Raw genomic sequence first — 18,665 nt, 5'->3', positions numbered from 1 at the left:
ACTCATCTTTTATTATACTATTTTTTTGTAATATATGCCCATTTATAACTGAAGTCCCCGCCAAACGTATGGTTAGCAATGCCTTTTACAAATGGCTTCTCTAAATAAGCTGTACTTTGTTGGTACGTAGGAGAAATTGCTGCGTCTTGACCAATTAAGATTTTTTCAGCTTCCGCAAGTGCATTCCAGCGTGCTTTATCATCTTTTAATAGCTCTCCTTTTGATTTCGCTACTAAATCATCATACTTCGGATTAGAATAATCCATTTCATTAAATGAGCTTCCAGTAACAAACATATCAATATAAGTCATTGGATCCGGATAATCAGGGCTCCATGCAGATAATGAGAATTCATATTGGAATTTCTTTTCTAAATCTAGCTTCTGCTTGTATGGTTGCTGTTTCAAATTCACTTTAATACCAGGCAAGTTTTTCTCTAGTTCTTCCTTAATAAAGTCGCCTACTTTTTTACGGCTACCGTTATCATCGTTTAGTAATTCAACCGTAATTGTATCTTGACCAAGCTCTTTCTTCGCTTCTTCCCATAATTTTTTTGCTTTCTCTGCGTTATCTTTACTATCACGGAAGTTTTTATTTACAGAGCGGAAATCTTTTCCATCCGGACCTGTCGTGAATTTTTCAGGTACTAAGAAATATGCTGGCAATGAACCGTCATTTAAAATGACATCAGCAATTCCTTTTTTATCGTATGCTAAATCAATCGCTTCACGTACTTTTTGGTTTTTAAATGTTGCATTTTTTTGGTTAAAACGTAAGAAATATATGCGTGGATCTAACTTCGTTTTAAATTCATCTGGCTTATTCTTTTTATATTTATCAACAAATTCAGAAGTTAAAATAACTCGATCTGCTTGATCACTATCATATAAATTTACTCCCGTGCTTGTTTCCTTCACAATACTTACATTAATTTCGTCTAACTTTACAGTATCTTTATCCCAATAATTAGGATTTTTCTTTAACTGATAATTTTGTTCATGTTTCCATTGACTCATTGTAAATGGTCCATTATATACTAATTTATCTGCTTCTAATCCGTATTTATCTCCTTGCTCTTTCACATATTTTTCATTTAATGGGAAAAATGTAGGGAACGACGTAAGCTCAAGAAAATAAGGTGCTGGTTGCTCTAATTCTACTACCAACGTTTTATCATCCTTCGCTTTAACACCCAATTGATCTGCTGGTAATTCACCTTTATTTACTTTCTGTGCATTTTTCACATCAAATAAAATGAATGCATATTCTGCCGCTGTTGCTTTATCTAATGTACGTTGCCATGCATATACAAAATCTTGTGCTCGAACTGGATCACCATTTGACCATTTCGCATCACGTAATTCAAATGTATATGTCTTTTTATCTTCACTAATCTTCACATCTTTTGCCATACCTGGTGTTGGTTTATTATCTTTATCTAGACGATATAAACCTTCCATTGCATTTACAAATACACGGAAAGATACAGAATCCGTTGATTTAGACGTATCCATTGAAGGAATTTCAGCTGTTTCTAGCAAATTTAAAACTTGTTTATCTGCCATTCCCTTATTCGATTCTTTCTTCGTTATCGAAGCCTTCTCACCATTCCCACACCCTGCAACCAATACACTCGTCGTTAACGCAAGTGCAGCAATTGTTGTTGTCTTTCTCTTCATTCTTCCTTCCCCCAATCTATATGTATAAGTTAAATCCTATATAATATATTTTATTATACAAAAGATTCTGATTATTTTAAATATTTATTTTAACAAACATAGAAAAAAGCGATCGGAAATTTCTTTCCAGCCGCTTTCTTGAATAGCATTTACTTGTAATCCATCCTCTATATCAAATGGATTTTGAACTTTAAATATTTCTTCCATCAGCTTCAAAAACTCTTCTTCAGTTTTAGATTCACCATTAACCATAAGTGAGTATGGTTCCACTTCACCTAATTTATAATCGACAACAAATTGAATCTTCACCTTTTGTCTTGGCGTTCCGGTGTTATATCCTTGGAATTCTACTAATTCTAACCCTTCCGTTCCACGATAATATATCCAACCTGAATTTTGAAAATAATTTTCGAAAGATTCACCTATTGAAAAGAAAGGATATTCATAAAGCGAGCTTGTACGAACCTTTTGAATAACGTCTCGATCAGTTGGAAAAAAGAAATGACTAAAAAATATGCTAGCAACTGCTAAAATAGTAACAATTGTCGCTCCCATTTTGCTCGTTCCGCCGCTATCATTGATTAGATAGTTTTCAACTGATTTATCTTTTATTTCTCTTGCTTTTATTCGGTATATACGTCTTTCCGCAAATTGATAGTATAATCCATTTGCAAAAATCCCCATTCCAAACAGAATAAAAATGAGTAATAAAAACGTAAGAGGCACCATATTAATGATTGGCAACGCTACATTAAATCCCATATAATACGAAAATGCATCACACGCTACTAATAACAACATAAATAAAGCAGCTGGTACATAATACTTACGATATCCTAGCCAGCCTATATTGAAAATAGCAGCCCAACCATTCCAACTCCACCTAGCAATCCGCTTATTCTCAAGTTCCCATTTCCTTTTGTAATACGGATATTGTCTCCCTACATATACTTCTAGTTCTTTATCTATTAACGAGCTACCTTCCTCTTGTTCATTATCCAAGTTTCGCTGACAACTTGCACAATTTAACTGTTCCTCCTCGCAAGATTGCCCACAATTTATACATTTCAAAACAATCCCTCTTCCCATTCATACGTCATTTCAAAATACCTTCGTGTTTTAATAACCACTCTTTCCTCCATAAACCACCAGCATATCCAACAAGCTTTCCACTCTTTCCTATTACACGGTGACATGGAACAATTATTGAAATTGGATTCCGACTATTTGCCCCTCCTATTGCCCGTACAGCTTTTGTATTTCCAACTTTCTCTGCAATATCTAAATATGAAGCACTTACGCCGTATGGAATAGTATAAAGTGCATCCCATACATTTTTTTGAAATGCTGTTCCCTCCGCAGACAGCGGGACCGTAAACTCTTTTCTTTTCCCTTTAAAATATTCATCTAACTCATTTATACATTGTTCTATCATTTCATTTTTATTTTCTTCTTGTCGTTCATCAACAAATATAACAGACGTAATTCCTTCTTGATTCGCTGTAATTTCAAGCAAACCTACTTCGCTTTCATAATAAGCCTGGTACATATGCCATCCTCCAATTCAGTTCATATTAGTCATTGTAACACGAATATACAAAATTTTTCGTATAAGCGTTTTATTAGAGAAACAAAAAAGAGAATGATACAATGTAAGAAAATTCAATTTAGGAGGCTATTGGATGAATTCCGAACTTTTTTCACCTTATACAATTAAGGACGTTACATTAAAAAACCGGATTGTTATGTCACCTATGTGCATGTATTCATCGGAAAACGGGGATGGCCAAGTAACGAATTTCCATCTCATTCATTATGGAACAAGAGCTGCCGGTCAAGTTGGTTTAGTTATGATTGAAGCAACAGCCGTGTTACCTGAAGGTCGAATTTCAAATAAAGACTTAGGCATTTGGGATGACAACCTAATTGAAGGCTTACATAAAACGACTACTTTTATACATGATAATGGTGCAAAAGCTGCCATTCAACTCGCTCACGCCGGAAGAAAAGCAGAATTAGAAACAGATGCGTTAGCTCCTTCAGCCATTCCATTTAATGAAACAATGAAAATGCCAATAGAAATGAGCAAACACCAAATTAAAGATACTGTATTAGCTTTTCAGCAAGCTGCAGTACGATCAAAACAAGCTGGATTTGATGTTATTGAAATACACGGTGCTCACGGTTATCTTATTAATGAATTTCTTTCTCCGCTTTCCAATGAGCGGACTGATGAATATGGTGGTTCACCTGAAAACCGCTATCGTTTCTTACGCGAAATCATTGACTCGATAAATGAAGTTTGGAACGGACCGTTATTTGTCCGTATTTCAGCAAATGATTATCATCCTGACGGGTTAACAGTTCAAGATTATGTTCAGTATACAAAATGGATGCAAGAACAAGGAGTAGATTTAATCGATTGTAGCTCTGGAGCTGTTGTCCCTGCACGCATCGATGTTTATCCTGGGTATCAAGTACAATATGCTAAACATATTAAAGAGCATACTAAGATTGCAACTGGTGCAGTTGGATTGATTACGACTGGGCCACAAGCAGAGCAAATTTTAAATAATAACGAAGCAGATTTAATTTTTATCGGACGTGAATTACTTCGCAATCCGTATTTTCCGAGAATAGCGGCCAATGAACTTGGCTTTGAATTGCAAGAACCTCACCAATATAAGCGAGCACCAGGAAAAATTCATACGAATAAATAAAACCGAGAAGTCATTCTTCTCGGTTTTATTTATTCTATCGTTGTAATTTCATTTGAATTATAAGTATGGATACCTGATTCTTCTCGCAGCGCGGTTATATACATCCCTTTCGCCACATCTTTAGCTGAAATTGGTTTATATTTTTTAAAAGCTCCTTTAAAGATAAACGGAATAATACGAGATAACTTTTCAGCCATTCGTTCGCCGAAACGAAATTCTTGTCGATTTCCTACTAATAATGATGGTCTAAAAATGTGAATACCACCAATCACTAACTTTTGCAATTCTTCTTCCATTTTTCCTTTCACTTGTGAATAAAAGAAGAATGATTTAGGATCCGCTCCCATAGAAGACACGACAAGGAAATTTTGTACCCCTTGTTTTTCAGCTAAACACGCAGCTCGTAACGTATATTCATAATCTACTTTTTTAAAATTTGCTTTTGTTTTTGCTTTTTTTATTGTTGTTCCTAAGCAACTAAAAACATCATCCACAGCAAAGAACTCTTTATATTCCTCTAATACCGAAAAATTAACTTGTTTCTGCTGTAACTTCTCATGTTGCATTTGCATTGGCTCTCTTACAAAAATAGTAACCGAATCGTAGTAATCTGATTCAAGTAATAGACGCGTTATCTCTTGTCCAACTAAACCACTTGCACCGAGTATTAACGCTGTTCGCTTATTCATATATGCATATACCTCTTATTTTACTTTTCTCTCCTTCAGTAAAATACAACCTTTAGGAGTTTCCTGCTCTTATTTTACCACAAGTAAAACACTATGCGTACGCATAGTGCTTTACTCACTCTTTTTTCTCATCTCTCTCTTGTAATTTCGTTATTGTTGTAGCGTCCCCTAAATTACTTATTAATCTTCTTAAAAAAATTAATACGAAAGATAATGGCAATACTACCGCTAATATTAATAAAATAGCTTCCATTAAGTAACCCAAGCGCTCATCCCCCTCTTTACCTCCTTTTCAATATATGAAAACAGCGTTGTCACATATGCATGCATTTGCAAAAATAATACACCTATATTTGACAACTTTATAACAAAAACAAATCGGAATGATTATTATTTATTGCAACTTTATTAAAGATGTATTATACTAAGTTCGCAAACTAAAACGTAATTATTCCGTTTTGCATTAAAATGATATTTTTCTTCTATTATTGGGGAAAATATATCCGTAAAAAAGAAAAGAGGAGAACTTCATGCCTAAAAGATTGACTATATTTTCATTCTTACTTATTTTTACCTTAATTTTCGCTGGCTGCTCAAATAAAAAAGAAAGTAATGCCAAGAAAGATGGAAAGCTAACAGTTTATACAACGATTTTCCCACTTGCTGATTTCACAAAGAAAATCGGTGGCGACTATGTAAATGTTGAAGCGATTTACCCACCTGGTGCAGATTCACATACATTTGAACCAAGTCAAAAACAAACAGTACAAGTTGCAAAAGCCGATTTATTTGTTTATAACGGCGCTGAATTAGAACCATTTGCTGAAAAAATGGAAAAAACATTACAAAAAGAAAATGTTAAAATTGTAAATGCATCTAAAGGTATTGAGCTTCGTGCTTCTACTGAAGAAGAGCATCATGATCATGGAGATGGCCATAAAGAAGATGAACATCATCACGATAAAGACCCGCATGTTTGGTTAGATCCTACTCTAGCGATGAAACAGGCAGAAAAAATTAAAAATGCACTTGTAGAATTACAACCTGAACATAAACAAGAATTCGAAAAAAACTTTGCAGCACTTCAAACTAAATTTACTGATTTAGACGATGGATTTAAGGCAGCTGTAGCGAACGCAAAAACGAAAGAAATTTTAGTTTCTCATGCTGCCTATGGTTACTGGGAACAACGATACGGCCTAAAACAAATTCCTATCGCTGGAATTTCAGCTTCTGATGAACCATCTCAAAAGCAGCTTGCTGACATTACAAAAACAGTAAAAGAACATAATCTAAAATATATTTTATTCGAAACATTCTCTACTCCAAAAGTAGCATCCGTAATTCAAAAAGAAACTGGTACAAAAGTTTTACGCTTAAATCACTTAGCTACTATTTCTGAAGATGATGCAAAAAATAATAAAGATTACTTCACTTTAATGGAAGAAAACGTAAATACATTGAAAGAAGCAACAAACTAATCCATTATACTTTCTAGGCAGCTGAATCTGTTATTCAGCTGCCTTTTTATGTATTTATCCTTGACTTGACCAAAATAACAAGTAAAATTATCCATATTAGCTTTAAAGCTATATTAATTTAGAAGGTGAGTTGGAATTATGAATCTTCACATTTGTGAAGTAACAGCAAAAAATTGGCGTTCAGTAGTTGCTTTAGACGTCGCAAAAGATCAGCAACAATTTATTGAAAGTAACGCGTTTTCTTTAGCAGAATCATTATATGAAGGAAACGGAACGTCAGTAGGTTTATATGATGGAGAAACACTTGTAGGATACGCAATGTATGGATGGTATTCAGTAAAACATAAAAGTGTATGGCTCGATCGCTTTATGATTGACCAACAATATCAAGGAAAAGGATACGCAAAACGTTTCCTTCGCTTACTCATTCAATTATTACAAGAAAAATTTGAATGCAAAATAATTTACTTAAGTTTACATCCAGACAACAAACTTGCAATGGGACTGTATGAATCATTTGGTTTCCGCTTAAATGGGGATATTGATGATGAAGGTCCAGTTGTAGGTGTTGTAATGGAGTTACTAATAGACGAAAATACAAGCCTGTGAAAACAGGCTTTTTATTATACATTTATCAATTTTTAGTTTCTCCCCCTTATTTAATTCTGTTTTGCAATCTAATAGAATGCTCATAAAAAATAAGCCTGCAATTTACGCAGACTTATTTCACACACTCCTCGAAATGTTCTTGGAACCACTCTTTATTAATATCTCTTCCGATAAAAACTACTTCACTTACTCGCTCTTCGCCCTCTTGCCACTCTCTATCGTACGAAGCAGCAAATAACGTATGTACACCTTGGAAAACGATACGTTTATCTACTCCATCTATTGATAAAATTCCTTTGTAACGATATAAATATTCCCCTAGCTCTTGAACGACAGCTGACATCCACTCATTAAGCTTTTGTAAATCCAGCGGACGTTCTTCACGTAATACAAATGATTTCACACCTTCTAAGTGGTTATGTTCTTTATGAGGGTAAATTTGCAACGTATCTTTCGTTTTAAATGTTTGGATTTGTAATAAAGATGGTATATCTACCTCACAGTTAGTCGCCTCAATTAACTTTGCAGTCGGGTTAATCCCTTGAATTTCATGCAAGAGATGTTCTTTCTCATTCTCTTCAATTAAATCTAATTTATTTACTAAAACGACATCAGCAAACGCAATTTGCTCTTTTGCTTCTAATCCTTTTTCAAAATGTTTATGTATATGATAACTATCTACCACCGTTACAACACCGTTAATTTGGTAAGCAGATTGGATGACTGGATCTAAAAAGAATGTTTGAATAATCGGCCCTGGATTTGCAAGGCCAGTCGTTTCAATTACTAAACCATCAAAATCCATTTTCCCTTCTGCTTTTACGTCCAGTAATTGTTTTAAAGCGACGAGTAAATCTTCACGTACAGTACAACATAAACAGCCATTTGTCATTTCCATAATTTCTTCTTCCACATTCATAATCAACTGATTATCAATGCCAATTTGCCCTATTTCATTTACAATCACCGCTAATTTCTTACCGTGATTTTCTGATAAAATACGATTTAATAAAGTCGTTTTCCCTGATCCAAGAAAACCAGTTAATATTGTTACTGGAATCATTTCGTACCTCTCCTTATACCTATATGTTTCTACATTATAGCATATGAACACTCCCCCACTTAACAAAGCTTGAAGTGGGGGTTTCTAACGTTTCGACCTAACGAACGATTAACGTCAGGGGAGTTAACACATTAGCGAGCTGTTTCACGCCTAACCCCTCTATCCCATTTGTCCATGCATTTGGGATTACTTTTCGTAAAATGTTAGCCGCAGCATTTACATCTGCATTAATTAAAGTTTTATTTGCTGAACGATATATACCGCGCTTTATTCGTTTTCCTGAAAAAGTTGTATTTTGGTCATTTTCTCCATACGTTGGAATGAAGTCGTTATCCAGAAAACTTGCTTTCGATGTATATGATTCTTCAGTTACAACAACTTGAATGCCTACAGCATTTGCTTTGTATGTAATCATTTGAATCAGTAAATTATGCGGGATATGACAAAACGATTGGTTATTTCTTTTTCCCATATTCGTTTCTTGTTTCCAACTTTTGTTTTGACCAATAACGATTTTACAAACTTCTTCTTCTTGAGCTAGTTTTACGATGTGGTGACTAACTTTATGGAAGACGTCTTTTATTTTCAAGTAACGTTTTTGATGAAGTTTTTCTATCCTTTTAGAAGTAAAAGGTCCTTCATTCGTTTGTTTTCCATTTCTAAGAATGCTTGTAAAATGACTCTTCATTTTGTTGTAATATTGATTTATGCTTTTGACATGTTTGCCCTTAACAAGGACAGGTTTCATACCTGTGTTTGTTACGATGGTTGCAAGGTTATCAATACCTAAATCAATACTCATATAACGAGCATTCTCTTCAATCATTTGTTGTTCAGAAGGAACATCAATTACCAATTCCACTACATATTCATTGTATTTTGGAATCACACGAACTTGTTTCAGTTTACCTTCAGTGAAACCTAATTTCCCAATATTTAATTGCAATTTCGTCTTTGGAAACTTTAAAAATCTATCGTTTTTAATGATGCAATCTTGGTTTGTATACAGAATCTCTTTTTCAGAAGAACGAATATACTTTGGAATCCTAGGCATTCCAGCATATTTGTTTGGATTCTTTTTATAGTCTTTTAAACTAGCAAAAAAAGATTTCCAATTTTGGAACAAACCTTTCATGATTGACTGGCTACATTGCGTAGGCAAAGCTCGATAATCATTTTGAATCATAGCCTTAAATAGTGCATCTAGAAAGTTGTAATCTACATAAGGTTTTTCAAAATTAGGTTCTGAAAACAAATTACATGTAATCTCTTTCTGTTCTTCTTTAGGCTTTAATTTCTCTTTTTCCAATTTCTTCTGATAGGCAAGACGTTGTGTGTCATTCATCTTACCAATATTTTTATGAATATTATCCAGAACTTCTTTTTGCAAAGGCTGCAACTCTTTTTCTTGTGTTAATCCAGTGTACACCTGGCGTATATAAAAGTTTGTGGTGTTGTACATGTTCTTAGCGTTATGACAACATTCTTGAAAATAAGAATACATACCATGCCCTTTTTTAATCCAAATTTGAAGAGTTTTATAGTTTGACGGATTTTCCTTTGTCATTTTATTCACCTCCTTGTTAAGGATATTATAGCAAAAAAGAACATACGTTTCCGTTTTTTTCTCAAAAATAAAATATTTCTTTCGATTCACCTCACCACCTTCATTTACGTTTAGAGATGGGAGTCCTCTCGAAAGGCATGATAGAAAAAATCGTTTTTATAGCAAAACATATTTATTGTCTGTACACCTAATTAACTATATAATAATATGTAGTAAGAAAGCCTTTTCAAAACATTATTATTCATCAAGGGGGTACTTATAATGGAGCGAGTTCAAATGGCTGAGACGCTAGAATTTTCTCGTATTATTCAAGGATTTTGGCGTTTAGCAGAATGGAATATGACGAAACAAGAATTACTTTCTTTCATTGAAGATTGTATGGATATGGGAATTACTACTTTTGATCACGCTGATATTTACGGCGCATATACGTGTGAAGGGTTATTTGGCGAAGCTTTACAATTAAAGCCTTCCTTACGAGAAAACATGCAAATTATTACAAAGTGTGGAATCGCTCCCCCATCACCGAAATTTCCAGAGCGATATGTTGCTCACTACAATACTAGTACAGAGCATATTATGCAAAGTGTAGAAGCATCACTTAAAAATTTACATACAGATTATATTGACGTATTACTTATTCATCGTCCCGATCCTTTTATGGATCCAAATGAAGTGGCAAAAGCATTTTCACAATTAAAACAAGAAGGAAAAGTTCGTTACTTCGGTGTATCTAACTTCTTACCTTCACAATTTAATATGTTAAGTTCGTACTTAGATTTCCCACTTATTACGAACCAGATTGAAGTTTCTGCATTACAGCTTGAGCATTTTGAAAAAGGGACAATTGATTTATGCCAAGAAAAACGAATCAATCCAATGATTTGGTCACCTCTTGCTGGTGGGGAGATTTTTACTGGTCAATCAGAACGCGCCGTACGTGTACGTGAAACTGTGCAAAAAGTTGCTACTGAGCTAGGTGTTTCTAGTATCGATACGGTTATGTATGCTTGGTTACTTGCTCATCCAGCTAATATGATGCCAATCGTTGGCTCTGGTAAATTAGATCGCGTAAAAACTGCCGCTCTTGCTACAAAAGTTAACTTAGACCGTCAACAATGGTTTACAATTTTCGAAAGCTCTAATGGACATCCTGTACCATAATGCATAAAAAGAAGAGCTGTTTTTTTACAGCTCTTCTTTTTCATATGTATTTCTAGTCATGGCAAATACACACATATCCCTTAATCCGTTTCCATCTACCGCAACACTCGCACTTTCTAACGTACCTTCTAACTTAAACCCTAATTTCTCAGGTATCGCTCTACTCTTCTTATTTAAAGAATCACAACGAATTTCTACACGGTTTGCTTTTAATTCAGAAAAAGCGTAATCCGTTATACCTTTCGCAGCCTCTACCATATAGCCTTTTCCGCTAAACCTTGTATCAATCCAATATCCGATTTCAAATTGAGGTATATCCCAATTAATACGATGTAATCCGGCTGAAGCAATAAATTCACCTGTTTCTTTCGAAAATACTAGTAATCTTAAATCCTCACGTTGCAAAAATTGAATATGTGATTTTCTAATACTTTCTTCTACTTCTTGCTCTGTTTGCTCTTTTTGTGCAAACATCATCCAAGGTTTTAGTTCTTGTATTGAAGCCTGAATTGCATCATATACAACTTTACCATCTCCTGGTTTCGGCATTCGAATAAAAAGCCTGTCAGTATAAAATTCAGAAGGAAAATCGAATAATAACGGATTCACTGTAAACACTCCCTATATTTCTTTTATATATAATAATATCCATCTCAAGTTATATAGTAAAGAATTTTCTGAATTAAAAACCTTTTACTCATTCACTTCCACCGCTACACGAATTCCAGATTCAATCGCACCTTGAATCCATCCGTGATATAGCGTTGTATGATCTCCAGCGAAGAATATTCTCCCCTCTGGTTTGACAATCGCTGGTTGCAGCTCAGATTCTTGACCTGCTTGAAAAAGTGCAAATCCTCCAAGCGCATACGGATCCAATGTCCAGCTTTTTGAAATTCCAGATATGAACTCATCATACACTTGACCACCTAATATTGTTGCTAAGTTGTGTAATGCGTAATAAATACGATCCCCTTTTGATAAACCATCCCATAACAACGCGTCATAAGACCATGTATAGCTACCTAACATCATAGCCGGTCCTTTCTCCCCAATTCCATAACTTGGATAATAGGCATAACGAATTGGCAAATCTGTTATAATTCTGCCACCTAATTGTCCTTGTTCTTCCCAAAATCGGCTTTTAAATTGAATTCCTATTTTCGTTGCAGGCATATAATGTAATTCACGAATTGCTTTCCATTTTTCATGAGATATAGAATCAAACGGATCTACTTCTACAAAACGCATTGTCGAAAACGGAATGGTAACAATAACTAAATCTCCTGTAATACTACTATATTCAAAAGTTTCCTCGTTCCGATAGAAAGCTGTCACACCATTATCGTGTTGATGTAACTTCATTAATTTTTGATTATATATAATATTTTCTTCTAATTGCGGTAAAAATGACTTTGGCAATCTATCATTCCCGCCCACAATTTCACAAAATCCGCTCTCCTCTTGCATAATGTATAGAAAGCGTAAAGTCTCTACAAACGATCGTTCCAAAAAACCTTCTAAATCTAATAGAACACCAATCATCTCAATTGTTACTGGCGAAAAGTAAGTATTATACTGATAAGGATGATACTTTAAAAATTGCCCAGTAGAGTATCTTCCAAAATCCTTTACAACAATATCCCAATTTTTTTCTGGGTTCTTTTTTATAAAATTTATAATGGGCTGTACCGCTAACATTAATAATTCCTCTGACGTTTTTCCAACTTCATTCATTTCCACAGGATATCTTAGAATACTTGGATCTTTTTCATATTGTTTTAACGTCGTTTTCCGTCCATTTACGTATATAATATCCGTCTCATTCCTATTAATAAAAGGTCTCACCTGTAGCCCAAATTTTCTTATATATGCCATCGTTAATGTATGCGAATACGGAATCCTCATTGCTCCAACATCTAAATATAATCCGGTATCTTCCATTCTCACTGTTTCTATACGGCCACCTACCCGGTTATTTGCTTCAAAAATTTTCACATCATGTCCTGCAGCCTTTAATAAAGATGCTGAAACTAACCCAGCCATACCAGCTCCCACTACAATAATCTGTTTTGGGCTTATCGTCTTCTTCAATCCTTTATCTATAACTTTTAACGCTTCATCCATTTCAGTGTTATACATTATATCTTTCTGCACAATTCCACCCCTTACTTCATCAAATGGACGTTAGTGGTTTAGTGCATTTTATTCATAAATCCCCATAAACATAACACCATTGCAATTTGAATATTCACTAAAAGTACATAAGAGACAGATCTCACTTTTCTTTATACTTCGTATAATATAGCAACTACAAAGAAGGAGTGGTTAAAAATGAAACATACTTATGACTACGATGCTACAAAAAAACATTTAGAATTAAAGAAACAAAACTTATGTAAAAAACTTAGCAATATGACACTATCTGAAAAAGAACGTGAACAACTAAAGCGTGAAATTGACAACTATGAATATATTTTAAATCTAGTCGAAATGAATCATTATGAACGCGGATTTTCTCGTTAAAAGCGGAAATAAGATTATCCGCTTTTCATTTTGAGCATTTCACTACGCATTTTTCATAAGTAAATATATAATAGGATGTACATTAAGATTGAGAGGTATATTCTATGATCAAGTTAAGTGTATTAGACCAATCACCTATTTCAGATGGTAGCACAGCAGCCCAAGCTTTTTCACATACAGTTACGCTTGCACAAGAAGTTGAAAAACTCGGATTCACACGTTTTTGGGTATCCGAACATCATAATTCCGTAAGCTTAGCTGGTTCAAGTCCAGAAATACTTATTTCTCATATTGCCGCAAAAACGGACCGTATTAGAGTCGGTTCAGGTGGTGTTATGTTACCGCATTATAGCCCATATAAAGTTGCTGAGAATTTCCGTGTTCTAGAAGCATTGTATCCGAACCGCATCGATCTCGGTGTTGGTAGAGCGCCTGGTGGTATGCCAATAGCAACTCGCGCACTTCAAGAAGGGAAAATGGTCTCACTTGATCAATACCCAGAACAAATTGCAGACGTTGCAATGTACTTACATGATCAAGTACCAGAAAACCATCACTATGCAAACTTAAAAGCCACTCCAGTTATCCCAACGTCTCCTGAAATGTGGATGCTCGGTTCTAGCGGAGAGAGCGCTAAAATTGCTGCAAACAACGGAGCTTCTTTCGCATTTGCACAATTTATTAACGGCTTCGGAGGCCCTGAAGTTATGAGGGCTTACCAAGAACAATATGAGCCTTCATTTTTAGGAGATAAGCCTAATTCAATCGTTGCCATCTTTGTTATATGCGGAGAAACAAATGAAGAAGCGGAAAAAATTGCTTCTAGTTTAGATTTATCAATCTTATTATTAGAGCAAGGAAAACGAACTACTGGTACACCTTCTATTGAAACTGCTCAAAATTATTCATACAGCGCTTATGATTTATTCCGTATAAAAGAAAATCGTCAACGTATGATTGTTGGTGATTCGTCTTCTGTAAAAGAAAAAATAATAAACTTAAGCAAAGCATACAATACTGACGAATTTATGATTGTCACGATTACTCATCAATTTGAACATAAATTAAATTCTTATCGCTTACTAGCAAATGCTTTTAATTTATAATTCTAAAAAGAGATGCATCACATGTGATGCATCTCTTTTTCTTACTACTTATTGTTTTCATTTCCTATATATTCAATAGCTTCTTTTAATAGCTCTTCAAAGTTAATAGGATAATCATGATCTAAGTCAGGCACAACTTTATACTTATGTTCTATATTTTTCTCTCTTAATAGTTGTACAAATTGCTGCGTGGATTCGAAACAATCTTCATCTTGATCCCCGCATACTATATATCCTTTTATATGTTTATCCTTCAGCACTCTTAGCAACTCATCCCATTCTTCAATCTCCGGAAGCCATGGTGCCATAAAAACAAAACCATCTACATTTATATCTTGTTGTAAAATCGTATATAAAGCTACTCTCGCCCCTGCAGAAAAACCACCAATGATTACACTTTCTACTGTATGATTTTCTATAAACTTATTGTAATGCCCTTTTAATTCCTCGTTCCCTCTCTCTATATCATCCCAAACAAATCCATCTGAAAACTGAATTTGTGAAGACTGTGGTAAAGCTAACGTGTAATCTTGTGTCAAAACTGATTTCCAATATGGCTCTACTATTTGAATATTTTCTTGGTCACCGTGCAATGTAAGTAGTAGATTTCCTTCTTTCTTGCTGTATATATATTTCACATCTGGTCTTTCCTTTTTATGTGCTAATTCTTCTCTTTCTTTACATAATTGCACCATTGTATGAAATTCTTCAAATTTATGTAGTGATTTTAAATCTTCGTCGGAAATTAAATACTCATTTCCATACCAGAATCCCTTTTCTATAATGGCCTCTCTCATTAAATGTAATGCTTCTTTTTCAAGTCCCGATGCACTTGCGAGTGCATACTTAAAATTATATATTTGCGCCTCATTCCCTATTACACCTGTAGCGTTTTCCATTATATAATTGTACGCTTCAAAACTTCCTTTATTTGCATAACAACGTAACGTTTCATTTAATAATTGAATGTAAGTCATACTATTTTTCATGTACCAATTCCCCCGCAACTTTTTATAATATTTATTTTGCGAATCTTTATACCACTTTGTATAACCCACGCTAACAATACCTTATTCTCAGAATGATGCTTAATAGTTGCTCTTCCCTGTCCAATACATTTAGTATAAATAAGAATAGACTGAAAAATCAATATTTTAACAAACAAAAAAAGACAACAATATATGTATTGTTGTTTTCATTACGTCTACCCACTCTTTTGTTTTTTTCTATCTGGTTTACTTGAAACTAAATAATGTTTTTCTGAAATATATAAGTCTCTTTTTAAGCTACGATTTAAGTAAGGTCCTAATTTCATTCCACATATGAGGCGATCTTCGCTACCTTCAACAATTGGGAACATTTCTTTTTCTGTTACGTATTGATCTACTGCTTTTTGTACGACATCAATTTCTTTCACTAGGTTTAAATTTTCTGCTGTATGTTCAAATACCTCAAGCGTTTCCTTCGTTATGAGAAAAACATTTGTTGGAAATGCAGGTAAATATGGTTTTAACAAATCATAATTTACTGTATAATCATCATTTACTAATACTGTATAAACGATATTAGCATTCGTTTCTAAAAACTGAGCCATCGCTTGTTCTAATTCATCTTTCGTAATTTCCCGCTCTTCTTTTCCAGTTCTGAAAAAGCGAAACATCGCATCGCCTCCTTTTTACTATATTATAGCATAAAAGAAAACTGAAAAATCATAAAAAAACCCATTGAAATAATTTTTCAATGGGTTTCTATATATTTATCGTTATTTTAAGAATGCACTTAGCATCCATACATGCTGTTCTAATGTTGTATGAATTGCTAACAGCATGTCAGCTGATGTTTCATCGCCAGCTTCACCCGCAACTTCCATACCTTCTTTTAATTCTTGAATAAGTGCAGAATAATCATTCACTAATGTTTGCACCATTTCTTCTGCAGATTCTTTGCTTGTCCCTTCGCTGACACTAGATGTTGCGAGATATTCTTTCATTGTCGCTAATGGTTTACCTTCTAAAGCTAAAATACGTTCTGCTAACTCATCAATATACGTTCCAGCCTCATTATAAAACTCTTCAAATTTCTCATGTAATGTAAAGAAGTGTGGCCCTGTCACATACCAGTGATAATTATGTAGTTTAACATATAACACATTCCAGTTTGCTACCTGCTTGTTTAATACTTCAACAACATTTGTTTTCGTACTCATACAATCACTCCTCTTATCATTTTGTAATGTTTATCTTTTAATAACTTAATTACATTTTACCATACATTCCCTTTCCTTTCGAACAATTGGCTTATATGTAACAAAGTTTTAACACCTTTAATGCTTCCCTAATATCATTTAATTCATGTATTTTTTCAAACACTTCATACGTCTAATTGTCCAAGCTCATACATATGCATAATAGTACATCAAGCTCATCATAGTAGAAAGAGGGATAACATGGACAATCAACAATGGCAAGTAGCAAAGAAAGTAGCTGCTACTTATATCGGAACTGTCGTTGGAGCTGGATTTGCTACTGGACGAGAAATTGTTGAATTTTTCACAGTGAATGGATTATACGGGACAATTGGCATATGTGTAAGTGGATTTTTTTTTATTTGGCTTGGCACAAAGATGATGTTACTTTCATCACAAATCGGGGCATTTTCAGCGCAAGAATTTAACAAATATTTATTTGGGGATGTATTTGGGAATGTTGTAAACACATTATTATTACTCGTTTTATTCGGCGTAACGAGCGTTATGTTATCAGGGGCTGGTGCAGTATTTGAAGAGCAACTTCGCTTACCAAGACAACTCGGTATTCTCATTACAGTTATCGCTTGTCTCATTATAAGTAGCCGCGGGTTACAAGGTGTTTTTGAAGTAAATACACTTGTCGTACCTATTATGATGATTTTTATTATAGGACTTGCTATTACAACCTTTTTTCACGGTACACCTCCTATTAATAACACTATTCCTGCAGAGAGCTGGAATATGAAATGGATTACTAGCCCTATTACATATGTCGCCTTAAACCTTTCTCTCGCCCAAAGTGTTCTCGTCCCATTAGCCAGTGAAGTAAAGGATCGAAAAGCCATTTTTTGGGGTGGGATTTTAGGTGGTGCTGGACTTTCTTTAATTTTATTATGCAGCCATTTAGCAATCTTATCAGTCGATCAATTTTATCAATATAACATCCCAATGGCTGAAGTCATAAGAAGATTTAATGCAACTTTTCACTTCTTCTTCGTCCTCATTATTTTCGGTGAAGTTTTCACAACTTTAGTTGGTAATGTGTTCGGAATGACAAAACAGATGCAATCTATTACTGGGTGGAAGAATCACAATATTATTTTCTTCATTTTACTAATTAGTTATTGCTTTAGTTACATCGGTTACAGTGACTTACTTCACATTCTATATCCTATCATCGGATGGGTAAGTATTGTTATACTTCCAATCATTGCGTTTAAACAACTTCAAAAAACATAAAAAAGCATCCATGTTATTGGATGCTTTTTTATGTTCATTCACAATCATCACATACTTCCCAGTACAGTCCCATTTCTAATGCTAAATACGGCTTTAACTGCAACCGAATCATTCGACTAGGCATGCGTTCTAAAACAAATTGAATACCTTCTTCATCTTCGTCTAATTCAACTTTTGAAATCGTAATTTTTTGCATAGTCGTAATGGGAATTCCATCTTTATATAAAGTGATTTTCACCTCATCGTATTCATTAAAATACAATTCGACACTCATTTGATTTTTCAGTATTTCATCACCAATTTTAAATGTATCATTTTGTTCTTGGATTATATATTTCCATCCGCCTCTATCTTCTTTCGGAGCTGTTTGAAATAATGTCTCCAAATCCTCGTATAGCATAAGATAACCCCTCTCTTACTAAAAAACGATGAGTATTTTATATACCCTTTATCTCTATCACTATCCATAGCTATTGTACCATATATCACCGTTCTTACCGTATTCATTTGCTTCATACACACTTATAAAATAACTAATTCTATCTCCATTATTATGTATATTACCTCATTACTC

The 18,665-nt window shown here is 34.2% G+C and carries 20 protein-coding genes; 7 read left to right on the top strand and 13 right to left on the bottom strand.

Annotation, left to right across the window (positions count from 1 at the left end):
- Positions 1-17: 17 nt before the first annotated feature.
- The 3 genes from ACTFRY_RS14145 to ACTFRY_RS14135 all read right to left on the bottom strand — a co-directional run bounded on the left by ACTFRY_RS14145 (position 18) and on the right by ACTFRY_RS14135 (position 3,228).
- Positions 18-1,679, bottom strand: a complete 1,662-nt coding sequence (locus ACTFRY_RS14145) for a peptide ABC transporter substrate-binding protein (protein WP_098616383.1) — start codon at positions 1,677-1,679, stop codon at positions 18-20.
- An 84-nt stretch (positions 1,680-1,763) separates the two neighbouring features.
- Positions 1,764-2,768 carry a DUF2628 domain-containing protein gene (locus ACTFRY_RS14140; RefSeq protein ID WP_080480394.1) on the bottom strand — a complete coding sequence of 335 codons (1,005 nt, stop codon included), beginning with the start codon at positions 2,766-2,768 and terminating at the stop codon, positions 1,764-1,766.
- Between the two features lie 7 nt (positions 2,769-2,775).
- The gene (locus tag ACTFRY_RS14135) at positions 2,776-3,228 is read right to left on the bottom strand and encodes a methylated-DNA--[protein]-cysteine S-methyltransferase (RefSeq protein WP_000283913.1); all 453 of its coding nucleotides are present in this window, start codon (positions 3,226-3,228) and stop codon (positions 2,776-2,778) included.
- 133 nt (positions 3,229-3,361) lie between these two features.
- Between ACTFRY_RS14135 and namA the strand changes: the two genes are divergently transcribed.
- Positions 3,362-4,399, top strand: a complete 1,038-nt coding sequence (gene namA / locus ACTFRY_RS14130) for an NADPH dehydrogenase NamA (RefSeq protein WP_001083643.1) — start codon at positions 3,362-3,364, stop codon at positions 4,397-4,399.
- A gap of 29 nt (positions 4,400-4,428) precedes the next feature.
- On the opposite strand, the gene ACTFRY_RS14125 is transcribed toward namA, so the two are convergent.
- Both ACTFRY_RS14125 and ACTFRY_RS14120 read right to left on the bottom strand, forming a co-directional pair.
- A complete protein-coding gene (locus ACTFRY_RS14125; RefSeq protein WP_001042738.1) occupies positions 4,429-5,088 on the bottom strand; it encodes an oxidoreductase in 660 nt (219 codons plus the stop codon).
- Positions 5,089-5,203: 115 nt separating this feature from the next.
- Positions 5,204-5,353 (bottom strand): hypothetical protein, encoded by a 150-nt coding sequence (locus tag ACTFRY_RS14120; RefSeq protein ID WP_000540932.1) that lies wholly within the window; start codon positions 5,351-5,353, stop codon positions 5,204-5,206.
- Between the two features lie 265 nt (positions 5,354-5,618).
- On the opposite strand from ACTFRY_RS14120, the gene ACTFRY_RS14115 reads away from it, so the two are divergent.
- Positions 5,619-6,569 carry a metal ABC transporter substrate-binding protein gene (locus tag ACTFRY_RS14115; RefSeq protein ID WP_098616384.1) on the top strand — a complete coding sequence of 317 codons (951 nt, stop codon included), beginning with the start codon at positions 5,619-5,621 and terminating at the stop codon, positions 6,567-6,569.
- Positions 6,570-6,707: 138 nt separating this feature from the next.
- Positions 6,708-7,178, top strand: a complete 471-nt coding sequence (locus ACTFRY_RS14110; RefSeq protein ID WP_001048681.1) for a GNAT family N-acetyltransferase — start codon at positions 6,708-6,710, stop codon at positions 7,176-7,178.
- Positions 7,179-7,290: 112 nt separating this feature from the next.
- On the opposite strand, the gene ACTFRY_RS14105 is transcribed toward ACTFRY_RS14110, so the two are convergent.
- Together ACTFRY_RS14105 and ACTFRY_RS14100 are read right to left on the bottom strand one after the other, a co-directional pair.
- Complete coding sequence (locus tag ACTFRY_RS14105; protein WP_000613419.1) at positions 7,291-8,241, bottom strand: CobW family GTP-binding protein; 951 nt, start codon at positions 8,239-8,241, stop codon at positions 7,291-7,293.
- Between the two features lie 97 nt (positions 8,242-8,338).
- Positions 8,339-9,808 (bottom strand): RNA-guided endonuclease InsQ/TnpB family protein, encoded by a 1,470-nt coding sequence (locus tag ACTFRY_RS14100; RefSeq protein WP_098616385.1) that lies wholly within the window; start codon positions 9,806-9,808, stop codon positions 8,339-8,341.
- 261 nt (positions 9,809-10,069) lie between these two features.
- Here ACTFRY_RS14100 and ACTFRY_RS14095 point away from each other — a divergent pair, with 261 nt between their 5' ends.
- On the top strand, positions 10,070-10,972 hold the full coding sequence (locus tag ACTFRY_RS14095; RefSeq protein ID WP_044795773.1) for an aldo/keto reductase: 903 nt from the start codon (positions 10,070-10,072) through the stop codon (positions 10,970-10,972).
- A 24-nt stretch (positions 10,973-10,996) separates the two neighbouring features.
- Here ACTFRY_RS14095 and ACTFRY_RS14090 read toward each other — a convergent pair whose 3' ends face one another.
- Together ACTFRY_RS14090 and ACTFRY_RS14085 are read right to left on the bottom strand one after the other, a co-directional pair.
- Entirely contained in the window at positions 10,997-11,581 is a 585-nt protein-coding gene (locus tag ACTFRY_RS14090) for a GNAT family N-acetyltransferase (RefSeq protein WP_001068740.1), read from the bottom strand.
- An 84-nt stretch (positions 11,582-11,665) separates the two neighbouring features.
- Positions 11,666-13,129 (bottom strand): flavin monoamine oxidase family protein, encoded by a 1,464-nt coding sequence (locus ACTFRY_RS14085; RefSeq protein WP_001168113.1) that lies wholly within the window; start codon positions 13,127-13,129, stop codon positions 11,666-11,668.
- 177 nt (positions 13,130-13,306) lie between these two features.
- Here ACTFRY_RS14085 and ACTFRY_RS14080 point away from each other — a divergent pair, with 177 nt between their 5' ends.
- Both ACTFRY_RS14080 and ACTFRY_RS14075 read left to right on the top strand, forming a co-directional pair.
- Positions 13,307-13,498, top strand: a complete 192-nt coding sequence (locus ACTFRY_RS14080; protein WP_000683359.1) for a DUF3896 family protein — start codon at positions 13,307-13,309, stop codon at positions 13,496-13,498.
- 104 nt (positions 13,499-13,602) lie between these two features.
- Positions 13,603-14,604, top strand: coding sequence for an LLM class flavin-dependent oxidoreductase (locus tag ACTFRY_RS14075; protein ID WP_016117644.1), 1,002 nt, complete (start codon positions 13,603-13,605; stop codon positions 14,602-14,604).
- 44 nt (positions 14,605-14,648) lie between these two features.
- Here the strand turns inward: ACTFRY_RS14075 and ACTFRY_RS14070 are convergent, their stop codons facing one another.
- The 3 genes from ACTFRY_RS14070 to ACTFRY_RS14060 all read right to left on the bottom strand — a co-directional run bounded on the left by ACTFRY_RS14070 (position 14,649) and on the right by ACTFRY_RS14060 (position 16,810).
- Positions 14,649-15,593 (bottom strand): alpha/beta hydrolase, encoded by a 945-nt coding sequence (locus tag ACTFRY_RS14070; RefSeq protein ID WP_098616386.1) that lies wholly within the window; start codon positions 15,591-15,593, stop codon positions 14,649-14,651.
- Between the two features lie 215 nt (positions 15,594-15,808).
- Positions 15,809-16,264: a DUF3939 domain-containing protein gene (locus tag ACTFRY_RS14065; protein ID WP_000488206.1), complete on the bottom strand. Its 456-nt coding sequence runs from the start codon at positions 16,262-16,264 to the stop codon at positions 15,809-15,811.
- Positions 16,265-16,366: 102 nt separating this feature from the next.
- Positions 16,367-16,810: a Dps family protein gene (locus ACTFRY_RS14060; protein ID WP_000105199.1), complete on the bottom strand. Its 444-nt coding sequence runs from the start codon at positions 16,808-16,810 to the stop codon at positions 16,367-16,369.
- A gap of 240 nt (positions 16,811-17,050) precedes the next feature.
- Between ACTFRY_RS14060 and ACTFRY_RS14055 the strand changes: the two genes are divergently transcribed.
- Positions 17,051-18,091 carry a YkvI family membrane protein gene (locus ACTFRY_RS14055; protein ID WP_000370203.1) on the top strand — a complete coding sequence of 347 codons (1,041 nt, stop codon included), beginning with the start codon at positions 17,051-17,053 and terminating at the stop codon, positions 18,089-18,091.
- Between the two features lie 34 nt (positions 18,092-18,125).
- Here ACTFRY_RS14055 and ACTFRY_RS14050 read toward each other — a convergent pair whose 3' ends face one another.
- Positions 18,126-18,491, bottom strand: a complete 366-nt coding sequence (locus ACTFRY_RS14050; RefSeq protein WP_016117642.1) for a DUF3979 family protein — start codon at positions 18,489-18,491, stop codon at positions 18,126-18,128.
- Between the last annotated feature and the right edge of the window lie 174 nt (positions 18,492-18,665).

Source organism: Bacillus cereus group sp. MYBK195-1, from assembly GCF_051916605.1.
Classification (GTDB): Bacteria; Bacillota; Bacilli; order Bacillales; family Bacillaceae_G; genus Bacillus_A; species Bacillus_A cereus.
Note: the sequence above shows the minus strand (reverse complement) of the source record. Positions and strands in the feature narration are given on the sequence as shown.

Excerpts from the sequence above, each read along its gene's own strand:
- ACTFRY_RS14060 (WP_000105199.1), bottom strand. The coding sequence starts at position 16,810 with ATGAGTACGAAAACAAATGTTGTTGAAGTATTAAACAAGCAGGTAGCA.
- ACTFRY_RS14070 (WP_098616386.1), bottom strand. The coding sequence starts at position 15,593 with ATGAAAAATAGTATGACTTACATTCAATTATTAAATGAAACGTTACGT.
- ACTFRY_RS14105 (WP_000613419.1), bottom strand. The coding sequence starts at position 8,241 with ATGATTCCAGTAACAATATTAACTGGTTTTCTTGGATCAGGGAAAACG.
- ACTFRY_RS14050 (WP_016117642.1), bottom strand. The coding sequence starts at position 18,491 with ATGCTATACGAGGATTTGGAGACATTATTTCAAACAGCTCCGAAAGAA.
- ACTFRY_RS14065 (WP_000488206.1), bottom strand. The coding sequence starts at position 16,264 with ATGTTTCGCTTTTTCAGAACTGGAAAAGAAGAGCGGGAAATTACGAAA.
- ACTFRY_RS14100 (WP_098616385.1), bottom strand. The coding sequence starts at position 9,808 with ATGACAAAGGAAAATCCGTCAAACTATAAAACTCTTCAAATTTGGATT.
- ACTFRY_RS14125 (WP_001042738.1), bottom strand. The coding sequence starts at position 5,088 with ATGAATAAGCGAACAGCGTTAATACTCGGTGCAAGTGGTTTAGTTGGA.
- ACTFRY_RS14115 (WP_098616384.1), top strand. The coding sequence starts at position 5,619 with ATGCCTAAAAGATTGACTATATTTTCATTCTTACTTATTTTTACCTTA.
- ACTFRY_RS14145 (WP_098616383.1), bottom strand. The coding sequence starts at position 1,679 with ATGAAGAGAAAGACAACAACAATTGCTGCACTTGCGTTAACGACGAGT.
- ACTFRY_RS14075 (WP_016117644.1), top strand. The coding sequence starts at position 13,603 with ATGATCAAGTTAAGTGTATTAGACCAATCACCTATTTCAGATGGTAGC.
- ACTFRY_RS14055 (WP_000370203.1), top strand. The coding sequence starts at position 17,051 with ATGGACAATCAACAATGGCAAGTAGCAAAGAAAGTAGCTGCTACTTAT.
- ACTFRY_RS14140 (WP_080480394.1), bottom strand. The coding sequence starts at position 2,768 with ATGGGAAGAGGGATTGTTTTGAAATGTATAAATTGTGGGCAATCTTGC.
- ACTFRY_RS14135 (WP_000283913.1), bottom strand. The coding sequence starts at position 3,228 with ATGTACCAGGCTTATTATGAAAGCGAAGTAGGTTTGCTTGAAATTACA.
- ACTFRY_RS14095 (WP_044795773.1), top strand. The coding sequence starts at position 10,070 with ATGGAGCGAGTTCAAATGGCTGAGACGCTAGAATTTTCTCGTATTATT.
- namA (WP_001083643.1), top strand. The coding sequence starts at position 3,362 with ATGAATTCCGAACTTTTTTCACCTTATACAATTAAGGACGTTACATTA.
- ACTFRY_RS14080 (WP_000683359.1), top strand. The coding sequence starts at position 13,307 with ATGAAACATACTTATGACTACGATGCTACAAAAAAACATTTAGAATTA.
- ACTFRY_RS14110 (WP_001048681.1), top strand. The coding sequence starts at position 6,708 with ATGAATCTTCACATTTGTGAAGTAACAGCAAAAAATTGGCGTTCAGTA.